General features: G+C 71.6%; 12 protein-coding genes, 1 pseudogene and 1 other annotated feature. Of the genes and pseudogenes, 11 read left to right on the plus strand and 2 right to left on the minus strand.

Features of this window, described 5'->3' with window-relative positions; translation table 11 throughout:
* The first annotated feature begins 55 nt into the window (after nucleotides 1–55).
* A pseudogene (locus ACYVOF_RS00120) lies at nucleotides 56–1,314 on the plus strand (IS3 family transposase).
* Nucleotides 343–456, plus strand: a sequence feature (AL1L pseudoknot). It overlaps the preceding pseudogene by 114 nt.
* Before the next feature lie 583 nt (nucleotides 1,315–1,897).
* Here ACYVOF_RS00120 and ACYVOF_RS00125 read toward each other — a convergent pair.
* Nucleotides 1,898–3,010 carry an ArdC-like ssDNA-binding domain-containing protein gene (locus tag ACYVOF_RS00125; RefSeq protein WP_460863149.1) on the minus strand — a complete coding sequence of 371 codons (1,113 nt, stop codon included), beginning with the start codon at nucleotides 3,008–3,010 and terminating at the stop codon, nucleotides 1,898–1,900.
* Between the two features lie 570 nt (nucleotides 3,011–3,580).
* Between ACYVOF_RS00125 and ACYVOF_RS00130 the strand changes: the two genes are divergently transcribed.
* From ACYVOF_RS00130 to ACYVOF_RS00145, 4 genes are all read left to right on the plus strand, one after another.
* Nucleotides 3,581–4,537: a cytochrome c oxidase assembly protein gene (locus ACYVOF_RS00130; protein ID WP_460863151.1), complete on the plus strand. Its 957-nt coding sequence runs from the start codon at nucleotides 3,581–3,583 to the stop codon at nucleotides 4,535–4,537.
* Nucleotides 4,538–5,069: 532 nt separating this feature from the next.
* Nucleotides 5,070–5,840, plus strand: a complete 771-nt coding sequence (locus ACYVOF_RS00135; RefSeq protein WP_460863473.1) for a ZIP family metal transporter — start codon at nucleotides 5,070–5,072, stop codon at nucleotides 5,838–5,840.
* A 514-nt stretch (nucleotides 5,841–6,354) separates the two neighbouring features.
* Nucleotides 6,355–6,972 carry an aa3-type cytochrome oxidase subunit III gene (gene ctaE, locus ACYVOF_RS00140; RefSeq protein ID WP_460863152.1) on the plus strand — a complete coding sequence of 206 codons (618 nt, stop codon included), beginning with the start codon at nucleotides 6,355–6,357 and terminating at the stop codon, nucleotides 6,970–6,972.
* A 133-nt stretch (nucleotides 6,973–7,105) separates the two neighbouring features.
* A complete protein-coding gene (locus tag ACYVOF_RS00145) occupies nucleotides 7,106–7,477 on the plus strand; it encodes an integrase core domain-containing protein (RefSeq protein ID WP_460863154.1) in 372 nt (123 codons plus the stop codon).
* Nucleotides 7,478–7,624: 147 nt separating this feature from the next.
* On the opposite strand, the gene ACYVOF_RS00150 is transcribed toward ACYVOF_RS00145, so the two are convergent.
* Nucleotides 7,625–8,617, minus strand: coding sequence for a M23 family metallopeptidase (locus tag ACYVOF_RS00150; RefSeq protein WP_460863155.1), 993 nt, complete (start codon nucleotides 8,615–8,617; stop codon nucleotides 7,625–7,627).
* Between the two features lie 268 nt (nucleotides 8,618–8,885).
* Here ACYVOF_RS00150 and ACYVOF_RS00155 point away from each other — a divergent pair, with 268 nt between their 5' ends.
* The 6 genes from ACYVOF_RS00155 to ACYVOF_RS00180 all read left to right on the plus strand — a co-directional run bounded on the left by ACYVOF_RS00155 (nucleotide 8,886) and on the right by ACYVOF_RS00180 (nucleotide 15,593).
* Complete coding sequence (locus tag ACYVOF_RS00155) at nucleotides 8,886–10,982, plus strand: cytochrome c oxidase assembly protein (protein WP_460863157.1); 2,097 nt, start codon at nucleotides 8,886–8,888, stop codon at nucleotides 10,980–10,982.
* A complete protein-coding gene (locus tag ACYVOF_RS00160) occupies nucleotides 10,979–11,341 on the plus strand; it encodes a BlaI/MecI/CopY family transcriptional regulator (protein WP_460863159.1) in 363 nt (120 codons plus the stop codon). The genes ACYVOF_RS00155 and ACYVOF_RS00160 overlap by 4 nt, the downstream gene beginning before the upstream one ends.
* Entirely contained in the window at nucleotides 11,338–12,309 is a 972-nt protein-coding gene (locus ACYVOF_RS00165; protein ID WP_460863161.1) for a M56 family metallopeptidase, read from the plus strand. Before ACYVOF_RS00160 ends, ACYVOF_RS00165 begins: the two co-directional genes overlap by 4 nt.
* Nucleotides 12,310–12,383: 74 nt before the next feature.
* The gene (ctaD, locus tag ACYVOF_RS00170; protein WP_460863163.1) at nucleotides 12,384–14,150 is read left to right on the plus strand and encodes an aa3-type cytochrome oxidase subunit I; all 1,767 of its coding nucleotides are present in this window, start codon (nucleotides 12,384–12,386) and stop codon (nucleotides 14,148–14,150) included.
* Nucleotides 14,140–14,586 carry a DUF4307 domain-containing protein gene (locus ACYVOF_RS00175; RefSeq protein ID WP_460863165.1) on the plus strand — a complete coding sequence of 149 codons (447 nt, stop codon included), beginning with the start codon at nucleotides 14,140–14,142 and terminating at the stop codon, nucleotides 14,584–14,586. The genes ctaD and ACYVOF_RS00175 overlap by 11 nt, the downstream gene beginning before the upstream one ends.
* A gap of 203 nt (nucleotides 14,587–14,789) precedes the next feature.
* Nucleotides 14,790–15,593, plus strand: coding sequence for a YncE family protein (locus tag ACYVOF_RS00180; RefSeq protein ID WP_460863167.1), 804 nt, complete (start codon nucleotides 14,790–14,792; stop codon nucleotides 15,591–15,593).
* Nucleotides 15,594–15,608 lie beyond the last annotated feature (15 nt).

Raw genomic sequence — 15,608 nt, forward strand, 5'->3', positions numbered from 1 at the left:
GGGGCGAGACAGGTGTCTCGCCCCGGGATTGATGGAGGCTCTCAATCCACGGAGGATGAGAGTTGTGGCAGCACCGAGGAAGTACCCGGACGAGCTGCGTGAGCGGTCGATCCGGTTGGTCCTGGAGGCGAAGTCGGACCCGGCGACGAGGACGGGGGCGGCGCAGCGGGTCGCGGCGCAGCTGGGGATCAACGTCGACACGTTGCGTGGCTGGGTCAAGCAGGCCGAGATCGACAGCGGAGGCAGTCCCGGGACGACGAGCAGCGACGCGGAGCGGGTGGCGGGTTTGGAGCGGGAGGTCCGGGAGCTGCGGCGGGCAAATGCGATCTTGCGGTCGGCGTCGGCTTTCTTCGCGGCGGAGCTCGACCGCCCACAGCGATGACCAGCGAGTTCATCGACGCCCACCGCGCCGAGTTCGGGGTCGAGCCGATCTGCGAGGTCCTGCAGATCGCCCCGAGCACCTACTACGCGGCCAAGGCCCGTCCGCCGTCGGCGCGGTCGGTCACCGACGCTGCCACGACCCAGGTGATCCGGGCGGTGCACGCGGAGAACTACGGGGTCTACGGGGCCCGCAAGGTCCACGCCGCGCTGCGCCGGGCCGGTCACCGGGTAGGTGACCGGCCGGTGGCGAGGTGCACCGTGGAGCGGCTGATGCGCGGCGCCGGGCTGCGCGGGGTCACCCGGGCGAAGGGGCCGCGGACCACCGTGGCGGGCAGCGGTCCGGACACCCGCCCGGACCTCGTGGACCGCCAGTTCACCGCGACCGCCCCCGGGCAGCTGTGGGTCGCTGACATCACCTACTGCCGCACCTTCGCCGGCTGGGTCTACGCGGCGTTCGTGATCGACGTGTTCTCCCGGCGGGTGGTGGGCTGGCAGCTTTCACGCAGCTTGCGCACCGACCTCGCCCTCGACGCCCTCGAGATGGGGTTGTGGACCCGCCGCCGGCAGGGCCACCACACCCGGAACTTGGTGCACCACAGCGACAAGGGAGTGCAGTACGTCGCGGTGCGGTACACCGAGCGGCTCGCCGAGGCCGGCGCCGTCGCCTCGGTCGGGTCGACCGGCGACTCCTACGACAACGCCCTCGCGGAGGCATTCAACTCGTTGTTCAAGGCCGAGCTGGTCCGCAACCAGGGACCCTGGAGGGGCATGGACGACCTCGAGATCGCCGTCGCCGAGTACGTCGACTGGTTCAACCACCGACGCCTGCACGGGGAGATCGGGCTCATCACACCCATCGAGCACGAGGCCGAGCACTACCGTCAGAACCCCACCCCGGCAGACGCCGAGGCGGCACTAGTAAGCCTCCACTGAACCCGGGGCGAGACAGGGAGTGGCAGGTGGGTCCTGCCAACCAATCCCCCGGGCCGCCCGAGCACGCAGTGCTCAAGGGGCCGCCCCAGGGGCGGCCGGAGCGCAGCGGAGGCCGAGGTGCGGGGGTTCCGGGTCACCCGATCCGGTGGGCTGCCGCAGGCACCGAGCGCAGCGAGGCACGGCCCGGCAGATCGGGTGGCCCGGGTTCATCGGGCCCTTGCCCTGGGGTGGCGCCCACCCTGGGCGAAGCCGGGCGGCCGGGGGATCAGAAGCCGGGGCCCGGGAGCGAGGCACGAGCGGGAGGGACCCGGTCCCCAGCACCGGGGCGGCCACGGGTCTCGGCCGCCCCGGTTCCGATCAGGGGTGCGCTCGCGCGCCCGTCCCGGGCACCTGCCCGGCCGGCGGCGGGCTGCGCGGTCTGCCACCCGGTGCAGCTGGTCCCCCCGTCAGGGGGTCGCAGCGAGGAACGAGCGGAGGGCCCCAGGTCACGAGCACCGGGGCGGCCACGGGGTTGGGCCCCCCGGTTCCGCGCCCTGCGGCGGTGACGCCGGCCCCCGGCCCGGGGTCCGGCGTCACTGGGCACTCACTCCTGCCCGGCCTCCTCGGTGTCGGTGTCCTCGTCGGTGGCGTCGAGGGCGTCCAGGATGGTGCGGGCCGCCCGAAGCACGGTCTCCGCGGCGCCCCGGACCTGCTCGGGGTGGCCGTGGGCCCACCCGGCGACGTAGCCGAACGACCCGCCCGAGGTGTCCAGGCCCCGGGCCCCGGTGACGACGTAGGCGACGGACTCGGCCTCGATCTCGCAGCGGCCCCGGCAGGTCGCGTAGGTGGGCAGGTCCTCCACGTGCCCGCACACGATGTGCCCCAGCTCGTGGGCCAGCACCGAGACGGCGGCGGCGTCGATGGTGTCGCCGCTGATCCGCACCACCCGGGTGCGCGGGTTGGTCCACCCCTGCGCGGTGCCGCAGTCCCCGCGCTCGAGGGTGTAGCCGTGGGCGGTCACCTGCGCGGTGAGCCCGTCCCACAGCCCGGCCGGGGCGTCCCCGGTCGGCATCGTGACCAGGTCGGCGGCGGTCACCACCTCGTCACCCTCGGTCTGGGAAATGTCGAACACGGTGGCGGCCTTCCACCGCATCCGGGGCTTCGGGGCCTCCCGCGGGGCCCAGGCCGCCGGGGCGGGGGTGCCGTCCTCGCGGGGGCGGATGGGGCAGGGGGCCAGGACTCCGATCCCGCGCTCGCCCTTGCGGACCTGGCGACCGAGGGCCTTCCAGGTGGTGAACCCGGCGACCTGGGTCGCGTCCGGGCGCTGCACCATGATCAGGAGCTGGTTACCGAGGCTGTAGCGCGGTGGAACCGCTTGGTGGCGTTGAGCATCGCCTGCCACGCCCCGCCCTCGACGAGGGCGGCGACCCCGGTCGCGACCTGCTCGTGGAGCTCGGTCAGGCGGGCGTCTCGGGCGGCGGCCCACTCGGCGCGCTGCTCCGGGGGACCGCGCGGGCTTGGCCTTGCGGCGGCGGGACGTGGTGGTGGTCATGGCGTTGACGTAGCCGAGCAGGCGTCGCACGTCGGTCTGCGCGAAGGCGGCGAGGTTGCCTAGCGTCATGCTGACGGCGGCGAAGACCGCGACCAGCAGCGCCCAGCTGGTCGTGGTGGCGCCAAGATAGACGGCGATCAGCCGGAACAGGGCCACCGCGGACACCAGGGTAAGGAACTAGAACTCCGTCTCCCGCGCCAGCCCCGAGATCGCGTCCCCGGCGAGCAGCAGGGTCAACGCGGTCGTGGTTAGCACCACCTGCCGCGTCCCCAGCGCGGGTGTCCACGGCGTAGGTGTCGCTGAACACCATCTGCCCCGGGCCGGTGAACCCGACGGCGGCGAGAACGAACGCCACGGCGCAGGTCACCGTCCTACTGGCCCGGACCAGGTGTTGGCGGGGGCGGGCAGCCTGGCCCCGACAAGCGGCCCGCCACTGCACCGATTGCCTGTACACCGAATGGTTCCCGACCTTGAACCAGGCCGACGTGTGGCTCACCGGTGGCGCCCGCGCTGCTCGTCGCGGCCAAGCTGCGATCGCCGAGGGAGACGGGACGGCAGTCGTTGTGGGCCGACGACGGCCGGATTTGTGGGCAGCGCCCGAGTGCACACCTTCGATCGGTGTCACCCCGTCCTGTCGGCGAACCCGCGTCGGCGGTCTTGGTGCAGGGCTGGGATAGTGGACGAGTGTCGGAGCTGAGCTGGTCGAGCCCCGTCACCGAGTGGGCGTGGCACCCGGTGCCGCTGCTGCTGGTGGCCGGGTTGGGCGCCTGGTACACCCACCGTGTCCGGAAGCTGCGCCGCGGGGGCGGGGCCTGGCCCAAGACCCGGATCTGGTGGTACGCGGCCGGTCTGACTAGCTGGTTGCTGGTGACCGTCGGAGTGATCGGGGTGTACGCCCCAGTGCTGTTCAGCGCCAGGGCGGTGCAGGTGGTCACCCTGCTGATGATCACCCCGCAGCTCCTGGCACACGCGATGCCGTTCTCGTTGGCCCGCGACACCGCGACCGTGGGCGGCCGGGCGTGGTGCTCGTCGGTCCTGCACTCTGCGCCGCTGCGCGCGATCACACATCCTCTGGTCGGTGTGCTGGTGCTGCTGGGGATGCCGATCGTGCTGTACGGCACCGATTGGTTCGAGGCGGGCCTGCGCAACCACGCGACAGGCGAGCTCACGCAGCTAGCCTTGTTCCTCGCGGGCGCGCACTACTTCTGGACCCGGCTGCAGCGCGACCCCGTCCCGAGGCTCTACCCGCAGTACGTGACCGTGGCGCTGACCTTCGCCGAGGTCGGCGCGGACATCGCCGTGCCGCTAGCCGTGCTGAACTCGCGCTCGCTCATCGCCGGGGACTACTACCTGGGCCTCGACGGGCTCGAGTGGGTGGACCGCACAACCGACCAGGCGGTGGGGGGCGGTGTGCTGTGGGTGCTCGGGGACCTCGCCCTCATACCGTTCCTGATCCTCTCGGTGCGCCAGGCACGCCGCCGCGACGGGGAGGACGCCGCGCGCATCGACGCCGAGCTCGACGCCGCGCAGCGCACCGCGACTACCGCCTCCGCCGGGCGGCGAGACCACGCAGCGAGAGCTGGCGAGGACGACGCGCCGCCGGCGACGATGCGCCCCTGGTGGGAGGACGACCCGGAGGTGACGACCCACTTCCGATGGTCTTCGCAGCAGCAGGACGAACACCGACCATGACCAGCCGAGCCGCGTCCTCACCGGTGTGATCGGCGCCCGTGCGGGCACTCCTACTGGTAGCCGGACCGATGCTAGGGCGGCCGAGGCGCCGTATTGGCCCCTCCTATGCGTCTGCGGGGTGGTCGTCGTCGTGGCGTCCGTGGGGGGGCGGTGGTCCCGTAGAGGGGCCACGGCGCCAGGTCGAGGCCCGACCAGGAGTGTTGATTGCCCTGCCACCCCGGGAAGGCGGCCTACTCACCCCGATGGGTGCCAATGTTGATCTCGGGTGGGGCAGACCGCGCGAGCATGCGCAGCGCCTGCCCAACCAGGCGCCCGGTTCGCGGCGGAATGAACTGTAGCGCCGATGACGGTGTCGGTCGCCGTGTGGGCACCGTCGGGGAGCAGATGCCAACGAACAAAGGACCAAGCCCGCCCACCATCTCGGTCGCCATCTCGGTCGCCACCAACCCGGAGGCGACGAGGAGTGGGGTGCAAGGCTCGCCCGCCGTCGGCGCCGCACGACCCCCCATCACAAAACTATAAAAGAACACGCATGTTAACGTGCTCGCGTGAGGTCGGGGTGAGTGGAGTCGTGGCCCAGGCGGCCGGGCTGGTCGCCTTCCCGGTCGGGGCGGCGGCGATCGGAGCCACCGCGGCGGCGTTCCGCAGACCCGGAGCCCGGGTCACCAGCGGCGTGCAGCACTTCGCCGCCGGCGTCGTGCTCGCTGCCGTCGCGGGTGAGCTGCTGCCCGAGCTGCGCCTCGAGGGCAGGCTCGGTGCCGTCGTGGTGGGGTTCGTCGCCGGCGTCGGGGTCCTGCTCGCGCTCGGCGCCCTGAGCCGCCGACAGGAGGCAGCCGCCCGGCGGCGGGCCGGAGGCGGTGCGGGTCGGCTCCCCCTCGGGTTGCTCGTCGCCGTTGGCATCGACCTGTTGATCGACGGGCTGCTCGTCGGCCTCGGTGTCACCCTCGGCTCAAACCAAGGACTCATTCTCACCGTCGCGCTGACCACCGAAATCCTGTTCCTCGCCGTTGCTGTGTGCATCCAACTGCAAGAGCTCGGGGTCCCCCGGGTCCGGTCCGCCACGGTCGCGGGGTCCCTGGGGCTTGCCACCGCTGTCGGCGCGGTCGGCGGTGCCGATCTGCTCGGGGGTGCGAGCAGGACCGTGCTGGCGGCCGTCCTGGCGTTCAGTGCCGCGGCGCTGCTCTACCTCGTCGTCGAGGAGCTCTTGGTCGAGGCCCACGAGCAGGCCCGGACCGCGCTGGTGGATTCGACGTTCTTCCTCGGCTTCCTCGCGCTCTACATCCTGGCCACCCTCGGCGGGTGAACGGAACGGAGGACACAGTGCCTCGTCCGGCGCCTCAGCATCTCCATACGCATCCGACGCAGCACCACCGCGGGGCCGGACCCCGGCCACCGTGGCGCCCGCCACGGCAGGTGATGTACGGCTCTGCGCGGGGCGTGGTGGCAACGACCCGCGCCACGAACCGCCACCTACCGCCAGTGCGAGCAAGCACCGCGTCGGGGTCCCAGGTCTGCTGCAGACGGCCGGCCAATCGGTCGTCGTCGGCCGGGGCGAGTAGCACCACGTGTCCTGCCCGACCCGGCCGCCCGGTAGGTGACCAGCACCGCCACCGGGGTGGCGGCGGTGACCATGATCAGCCGCTGCTGGGGTCCCAGCCGCTCGGCTACGGCCGGGACCCGCCGCGCGAGCTCGCGGTAGGACAGCTGCTCCCCGCTCGGTGATACCACCGCGAGCCGGTCACCGAACCGGTCGAGGTCTCCGACGAGCAGGTCGCCTGTCGGCGCCCTCAGGCCCCTCACAGGTCATACTCGACACCGTGACGACCGCAGCAGCGAACTCGGGTACGGCGATCACCCAGCGGGTCCACTCGCTGAACAGGCCGAACATGGTGTCCGTGGGCACCATCGTGTGGCTGTCCAGCGAGCTGATGTTCTTCGCCGGGCTGTTCGCCATGTACTTCGTGGCCCGGGCCCAGATCGCCCCCGTCGAGGGGTGGCCGACCGAGCCCACCGAGCTCGACCTGCCCTACTCGCTCGTCTTCACCGTGATCCTCGTCGCATCGTCCTTCACCTGCCAGCTCGGGGTGTTCGCCGCCGAGCGGGGCGACGTGTTCGGGCTGCGCCGCTGGTACCTCATCACCCTGGGCATGGGCCTGGTGTTCGTGCTGGGGCAGGCGAACGAGTATCGCAACCTTGTCACCCACGGGACCACCATCTCCTCGAGCGCCTACGGCACCGTCTACTACATGACGACCGGGTTCCACGGGCTGCACGTCGTCGGCGGACTCGTCGCCTTCGTCTTCCTCATCACGCGCACGCGGCTGAGCAAGTTCACCCCGGCCCAGGCGACCGCCGCGATCGTCGTGTCCTACTACTGGCACTTCGTCGACATCGTCTGGATCGCCCTGTTCGCCACCATCTACTTCGTCCGCTGACCGGCACCACCCCCTTCACCGGCTGGGTCTACGCAGCGTTCGTGATCGACGTGTCCGCCCGAAAGGTGGTGGGCTGACAGCTCTCACGCAGTCTCCGCCCCGACCTCGCCCTCGACGCCCTCGAGATGGGGTTGTGGACACCCCGCCGGCATGGCCACCACGCACCGAACTTTGTTCACCACAGAGACAAGGGCGTTCAGTACGTCGCCGTGCGGTACGTCGAGCGGCTCGCCGAGGCCGGCGCCGTCGCTCTGTCGGGTCCACCGGCGACTCCTACGACAACGCCCTCGCGGAGGCATTCAACTCGTTGCTCAAGGCCGAGCTGGTCCGCAACCAGGGGCCCTGGAGGGGCACTGACGACCTCGAGATCGCCGTCACCGAGTACGTCGACTGGTTCAACCACCGACGCCCGCACGGCGAGATCGGGTTCTTCCCACCCATCGTGCACTTACCGTCAGAACCCGACCCGGCAGATGCCGAGATGGCACTAGCCAGCCTCCACTGAACCCGGGGCGACAATCCCGCGGTCACTACGACCCTCCGCACCGGGTCGGCGATGAAGTCCGCCACGCAGCCCACCACGAGCACGGCCACGACCACGACCACCGTTGGGCCGCGCAACGGTTGCGTCGTCAGGTACGACGGGTCTGGGTTACATCGAGATGCCGCGCTCGGCCAACCAGCTCCTTGGGTCGGCCTTGCCGCCGCCCGGGGTGAGGACCTCGATGTGGAGGTGCGGTCCGGTGGACTGCCCGCGGTTACCCATGCGGGCGATCTGCTCGCCCGCGGCGACACGCTGTCCCACGGACACCGAGTACGAGTCGATGTGCCCGTAGACGGTGATCGTGCCGTCGTCGTGCCTGACGCGGACCCACAACCCGAAACCGTCGGCGGGTCCAGCGTCGATGACGACGCCATCCGCGACGGAGTAGACCGGCGTGCCGATGGCATTGGCGATGTCGAGCCCACCGTGGGAGCCCCCACCGCGGGCGCCGTAGGACGAGGTGACCTGCCCCGTGGTGGGTTGGGCGTAGAGAGCGTTGCGGACAGCGGTGGCCCGCGACGCCCGCGAAACGTCTGCTCGGGTGCTGGCCTCGACCGCTGCGACGATGCCCGGGGCGGGCTGCGGGTCTGAGCGCAGCGTGGTCAGCAGCGCCTGCGCGGCGGCCGTCTGGCTCTCGAGCGTCCTGCGTTGAGCGACCAGGCCTTCCTGCTCCCGCAGAGCGGTCGCCTCAGCGGCGCCCGCGGCGTCCGCCGCGGCCCGGGCACTGGCATCTGCCCGGTCGGCGGCAACCTGGGCGGCGGTCGACTGCGCGAGGCGGGCCGCGCTGTCGCGGCCGAGGACGTCGAGGACGGTCATCTGGTCGAGCAGCTCCTGCGGGCTCCGCGCGGTCAGCACGGCACTGAGCCGGCTGGTGCGGGACCCGGCCAGCGCGGCGGCGACGAGGTCGTCGACCTGGTTGCGCAGCACGGCGGCACGCATTTCCTCGACTCCCGCGGCGCGCTCCGCGGCGCCCGCGGCGGCGCGGGCGGTGGCGAGCTCGCCGCGGCGGGTGGTCAACGTGGTCTGCGCCTCCTCGACCGCGCGTCCCAGGGCGTCGGTGCTCGCGTCGAGCTCCGCCAGCCGCGCCGCAGCGGTCGCCACGTCGTCCGGTGGCGAGGTCTGGGCAGCGGCGAGCGGCGCTGCTGTAACGACCGCGCCACAGGTGAGCAGGACCGTGAGCCCGTGACGCAACGAGCGGGTGACGCTGGGAGTCATGACAACCTTTGCGAGGCAGGAGGCGCGGCGCCCAATTGCGGTGGCGGGGCCCGCGCGCGGGAATGCGGAGCGATCCGACGTAAGATAACAAACCGGTCACGGGACCGGTCGACCGCCTACTACAAAACATAGTAGAAGCGGCTAGGCTGGCCCGGTGGCACGCCTGCTCGAGCTCCCTGACCGTCCCCCGGCTACGACCCCGGTCATCGGTGCGGCGCTGGCCGTGTCGGGAACGGTGGCGGCCGCGGTCGCCGCGCTGTCGACGACCTCAGCCCTGTCCCTGCTGGGTCTTCCCGACCCTGGTGCTCTCACCACCGTCGGCCTGCCCCTCATCCGAGGCGTGGGTGAGGTCGCCGCAGTGCTGGCCATCGGCTTCGTTCTGCTCGCCGCCTTCCTCGTCCCTCCGCAGCGCAGCGGGGTGGTCGGGGTCGATGGCTACCGGGCGCTGCGGTGGACGTCCACCGCTGCCGTGGTGTGGGCGGGGTGCGCTGCGGCCCTGGTCCCGTTGACCGTGTCCGACGCGACGGGCCGCAGGGTGGCGGCGACCCTGGACCCGACGGTGCTCCTCTCGGGGGTCGCCCAGCTGGACACGGCCCAGGCGTGGGCGTGGACGGCGGGCCTGGCACTCGTGCTGGCGGTCGGCTGCCGGATGACGTTGCGGTGGGCGTGGACGCCGCCCCTGCTGGTCCTCGGGCTGCTGGGGCTGGTCCCCCTAGGGGTGACGGGCCATTCCTCGGCCGGTGGGGCGCACGACATCGCCACCAACAGCTTGATGATCCACCTCGTCGCAGCCTCGCTGTGGGCGGGCGGCCTGGGCGCGGTGCTGCTGCACGCCCGGGCCGGCGGTGGGTCGCTTCCCCTGGCGGCACGTCGGTTCTCGGCACTGGCCACCGTGGCCTTCGCCGCGGTCGGGGTCACCGGGGTGGTGAACGCGCTGGTGCGAGTCAGTCCTGCGGATCTGCTGAGCTCCACCTACGGCCTGCTCGTGGTGAGCAAGGCTGCGGCCCTGGTGGTCCTCGGGGCACTGGGCTACCTGCAGCGTCGCCGTACTGTCACCGCCCTAGACCGCGACCCGCAGGACCGCCAGCCGTTCGTGCGACTGGCCCTGGTCGAGCTGCTGGTGCTGGCGGCGACGGTGGGTCTGGCGGTCGGGCTGGGTCGCACTCCCCCGCCCCGCGGTGAGGTGGAGCTGCCGAGCCGGGTGGCCGAGGAACTGGGTTACGAGCTGGCCGGCCCGCCGACGTTCGCGCGGCTCGCACTCGACTGGCGGTTCGACCTGATCTTCGGAACAGCGGCGATCGTCCTCGCGGTCCTCTACCTCCTCGGAGTGCGTCGGCTGCACCGCCGTGGTGACACCTGGGCCCGAGGCCGCACCGTCAGCTGGGTCGCGGGGTGCGTGGTGCTGCTGGTGACGACGTCGTCCGGGGTGGGCCGCTACTCCACCGCCGTGTTCAGCGTCCACATGGGGAGCCACATGGCGCTGGCCATGCTGACTCCGGTCCTGCTCGTCCTCGGCGGGCCGGCCACCCTCGCGCTGCGGGCACTCCCAGCCGCAGGCCGTGAGTCACCGCCCGGTCCGCGGGAGTGGCTCCTCGCCGCCCTGCACTCGAGGGTCTCCAGCGCGTTGACCCACCCGGCGGTGGCCCTGGCGCTCTTTGTGGGGAGCTTCTACGCCCTCTACCTCGGGGGCATCTTCGACGAGGTGCTCGGCTCCCACGTCGCGCACGTCGTGATGAACGGCCACTTCCTGCTCACCGGGTACCTCTTCTACTGGGTCGTCATCGGGGTGGACCCCACGCCGAGGCGGATCCCGGCGCTGGGCAAGCTGGCCCTGGTGTTCGTCGCCCTGCCGTTCCACGCCTTTTTCCTCGTCGCGCTGATCGGGTCCAAGGCGATCCTCGGGGAGACCTTCTACCGAGGTCTGGGCCTGGCATGGAACACCGACCTCGCGGCCGACCAGCGACTCGGCGGCAGCCTCGCCTGGGCGGCCGGTGAGCTCCCGCTCATCATCGTGATCACCGCGGTCGCCGCACAGTGGTCCCGCGACGACGAGCGGACCGCGCGGCGCCGCGACCGGGCCGCCGACCGGGATGGTGACGCCGAGCTCATGGCCTACAACCGGTACCTCGGCTCGATGTCGGGTGGCCACGGCCACGGCCACGGCTGGCACGATGACACGGTGCCGGCGACACCGGAGGGCCCGCAGGAACGGGGGTCCGACGCAAAACAGGGAGAGGTGAGGTCCGGGTGACCGGTCTGGGCGAGCTCGAAGCGAGCGTGATGGACGTCCTGTGGTCCTCCCGCGACCCGCAGACCGTGCGGGCCGTGCTGGACAGCCTGAACCAGCAGCGGTCCCTGGCCTACACGACGATCCTCACGGTGCTGGACAACCTGCACCGCAAGGGTTTCGTGCAGCGGGAGAAGGTCGGGCGCGCGTTCGCCTACCAGGCCTCCGAGTCCCGGGAGGCGGCCACGGCCCGCGCGGTCCGTGACCTGCTCGACGCCACGGGCGACCCCGCGGCGGTACTGCTGCACTTCGCCAGGACGGTGTCGGCGAGCGAGTCCCAGGCCCTGCGGGCCGCGCTCGACGCGGACGGGGACCGGTCGTGACGGTGGCCATCACCCTCGCGGTGAGCGCAGCCCTGGTCGGCGTCCTCAGCCCGCGGGCACTGCGGTCCCGCTGGGTCCGCTCGTGGTCACCGACCGCCCAGCTGACGAGCTGGTTCTCCAGCATGGCGTCGATGGTGTTCTTCGCGCTGTCCGCCGTCGTCGTGCTGGCATGGCCCCGCCACGCGCCAGCAGAAGGCGTCGTGGAGAGGTTGTTGCGCTGCCTCGCCACCGCGACCCACCTCGTGACTCCGTGGGTCGACGAGAGCGTCTCCGTGATCGCCGGTACCGCCCTGACGGTCGTGCTCGCCCGGACCGTGCTGCTCGTCACGCGCCAGCTGCGTTCCCACGCCCGCACCAGCCGCACCGTCACCGAGACGATGCGCCTGCTCGGCCGACACGACGCGACCTCCACCGACACGGTGTGGCTGGCCCACCCCGGCGCTCTCGCCTACAGCATCAGCGGCCCGGACCCGCTGGTCGTGGTCAGCGACGGGCTCGCCCAGCGGTTGGAGGGCGCCGACCTCGAGGCCGTCCTGGCCCACGAGCACGCCCACCTCACCGGGCACCACCACCGGCTCGTCGGGCTCGCCCGCAGCCTGTCCCGCGCCCTGCCCCGCGTCCCGCTGCTGGTGCAGGCTCCGGCGGCCGTCACCACCCTCGTCGAGCTGGCGGCCGACCGGCAGGCCAGCCGGGCCACCACGACGGCAACAGTGCGCAGGGCCCTCCTCACGATGCGCGACCTGCCCGCCGCCGCGGCCCCGGGTCAGCTCGAGGTGCTGCTGTGCGCCGCGACGCACGCGGTGGACCTGCGCCTGGCCCGGCTCGCGCAGCAGGGCGAGCCCAAATCGGCGCGGGCGGAGCGCCGCGACGCGGCCACCGCGGCCGGGTTGCTCGCGCTCGTGGCGCCGGCGGCGCTGGCCTGCGCCGTCGTGCTGGCCACCACGGCCGGCGGGTGCCTCGTGGTCTGATCGACCCCCAACTATCGTCGATAGTAGGAAGGGCTTACGCTGGGGCGGACCGCTTCCCGTGAACGGAGCCCCGCATGACGGCCCTCGCGCCCACCCCCGTCACCACCCGGCCGTACCCCGCCCGGGAGGAGGTCCGTGGGTCCTTCGTCCGGAAGATGATCCACACGACCGACCCCAAGACGATCGGCCTGATGTATCTGGTCACGTCGTTCGCGTTCTTCCTCGTGGGCGGCATCATGGCGCTGCTGATGCGCGGCGAGCTGGCCCGGCCGGGGCTGCAGTTCCTCTCGAACGAGCAGTACAACCAGCTGTTCACGATGCACGGCACGATCATGCTGCTGCTGTACGCGACGCCCATCGTCTTCGGGTTCGCGAACTACATCCTGCCGCTGCAGATCGGTGCCCCCGACGTCGCGTTCCCGCGGCTCAACGCCTTCTCGTACTGGCTGTACCTGTTCGGTGGCCTGATCACCGTGTCAGGCTTCGTCACCCCCGGTGGTGCCGCGGACTTCGGGTGGTTCGCATACACCCCGCTCTCCAGCGCCGTCTACTCCGCGGGTGCGGGTGCGGACCTGTGGATCATGGGCCTGATCGTGTCCGGGCTGGGCACCATCCTGGGTGCGGTCAACATGATCACCACCGTCGTCTGCCTGCGCGCCCCCGGCATGACGATGTTCCGGATGCCGATCTTCACCTGGAACATCCTCGTCACCAGCATCCTCATCCTCATCGCCTTCCCTATCCTCACCGCGGCCCTGCTGGGCCTGGCGGCGGACCGGCACCTCGGCGCCCACGTCTTCGACCCCGCCAACGGCGGCGTCATCCTGTGGCAGCACATGTTCTGGTTCTTCGGCCACCCCGAGGTCTACATCGTCGCGCTGCCGTTCTTCGGTATCGTCTCGGAGATCTTCCCGGTCTTCAGCCGCAAGCCGCTCTTCGGCTACAAGGGCCTGATCTACGCGACGCTGGCCATCGCGGCGCTCTCCATCGCCGTGTGGGCGCACCACATGTACGCCACGGGCGCCGTCCTGCTGCCGTTCTTCTCCTTCATGACGTTCCTCATCGCCGTCCCGACCGGCGTGAAGTTCTTCAACTGGATCGGCACGATGTGGAAGGGGCAGATCACCTTCGAGTCGCCGATGCTGTTCTCGGTCGGCTTCCTTGTGACGTTCCTCTTCGGCGGCCTGTCCGGCGTGCTGCTCGCCAGCCCGCCGATCGACTTCCACGTCTCGGACACCTACTTCGTGGTGGCGCACTTCCACTACGTCCTCTTCGGCACGATCGTGTTCGCCACCTACGCGGGCATCTACTTCTGGTTCCCCAAGATGACGGGCCGGATGATGGACGAGCGCCTGGGGAAGTTCCACTTCTGGACCACGTTCATCGGCTTCCACATGACGTTCCTCGTGCAGCACTGGCTGGGGGCGGAGGGCATGCCGCGCCGCTACGCCGACTACCTGCCCTCGGACGGGTTCACCACGCTGAACACCATCTCCACGGTGGGCGCGTTCATCCTCGGGGCGTCGACGCTGCCGTTCGTCTGGAACGTGTTCAAGAGCTACCGCTACGGCGAGGTCGTCACGGTCGACGACCCGTGGGGCTACGGCAACTCCCTGGAGTGGGCCACGTCCTGCCCGCCGCCGCGGCACAACTTCACCGAACTGCCCCGGATCCGCTCCGAGCGGCCCGCGTTCGAGCTGCACTACCCGCACATGACCGAACGACTCCGCCTCGAGGCCCACATCGGTGGCAGGAACCACGACGACGCGGCCCCGTCGGAGAAGCTGGCCAACGTCATGGAGCCCGACGAGACCGGCGGATCGGACCCCCGTGAGCGCTGACCCCACCGTCACGACCGCGCACTCCCCGACCGCTGACCGCTACCGGGGTCGCGGAGCTCCCCGATCCGTTTGGCGTCGGGTGCTCTCAGCCGGCCTGGTCGTCGTGGTGTCCGGCACTCTCGCGTACTTGGTGTACCTGCGTTTCGGTACCCCCGACGACGTCTCCGGCGAGGAGACCGGGTTCGTCCTCGTCGACGACTCCACGCTGTCGCTGCAGCTGCAGGTGACCCGGGCGGACCCGTCGCTCCCCGCCTACTGCATCGTGCGGGCCCGGTCCATCGACGGGTCCGAGACCGGTAGGCGCGAGCTGTACGTCCCGCCGTCGACCGACGACCTCGTCGCGATCGAGGCCACCGTGCGAACCTCCCGGCCGCCCGTCGCGGGCGACGTCTACGGGTGCGGTCTCGACGTGCCCAGCTATCTCGTGCCGCGATGACGGGCACCCGCCTCGCCGCTATCGGACTCCTCGCGACCCTGGGGGTGCTCGCCGGCTGCGCCGGCCCCAGCACCCCCTCGGGACAGGGACAGGTCATCGCACCGGCGGGACCGTCGGTCGCCCCGGCGACCACCCCACCGGCCGGGCAGGTTCTCCCGGTCCCTGGTCGGGTCGTCGACAGTGCAGTGCTCGCCGGTGCTCGGGTGCTGGGCCTGCTCACCACCGACCCAGCGGCCGTGGTCCTCGTCGACCTCGACAGACCTGCCGCCACCACGCGCACCGTGCCGCTTCCCGGACCGGGAGCGCGGATCGTGGCCAACGGCGCCGAGCTGCTGATCCCGGTGGACGGGGCCGTCATCCGCATCGACGCGTCCGCCGGGACATCACGCGCGCTGCCCGTGGTCGGTGACCTCCGCTCCGTGGTTGTGCTGGCGGACGGGCGGCTCGGCGTCGGGTCCGCGACCGGTGAGGTCAGGATCCTCGATGCCGCCGGCGGCACCGAGAAGTCCGTCACCGGGCTCGCCGGCGCCGACGACCTCGCCGTCGTCGGTAACGACCTGCTCGCCCTGGACCGCGCGCAGAGTGCGCTGGTCGGCATCGACCTCGGCGCCGCCGCCCTGGGTGCCGCGTTGCGCGCCGGGGAGGGAGCCGCCCGCGCGACCACCAACGGCGCCGACCGGGTCGTCGTCACCGACCCTGCCCGGGGTGAGCTGCTGGTCTTCTCGACCGGACCGGTGTTGTTGCGCCAGCGCTACCCCGTGCCCGGGGCCCCCTGGGCTGTGGCAGTAGACCCCGCGAACGACCGGGCGTGGGTCACGCTGACCGCGACGAACGAGCTGGTGTCCTACGACCTCGCCGGACCGGAACCGGTCGAACAGCGCAGGGTGCCGACAGTGGCCCAGCCCGACTCGGTGGCGGTCGACCCGACCACCGGCACCGTCTACGTGGGGTCCGGCACCGGACAGCTGCAGGTCGTCACTCCATCGACCACCGCACCGCCCCCCTGACCGGCCGAGCCCCGT

It is taken from the genome of Rhodococcus aerolatus, from assembly GCF_054783215.1.

What these genes read in the sequence shown, in the direction of transcription:
- ACYVOF_RS00135 (WP_460863473.1), top strand. Translation starts at nt 5,070, where the DNA reads ATGTTAACGTGCTCGCGTGAGGTCGGGGTGAGTGGAGTCGTGGCCCAG.
- ctaD (WP_460863163.1), top strand. Translation starts at nt 12,384, where the DNA reads ATGACGGCCCTCGCGCCCACCCCCGTCACCACCCGGCCGTACCCCGCC.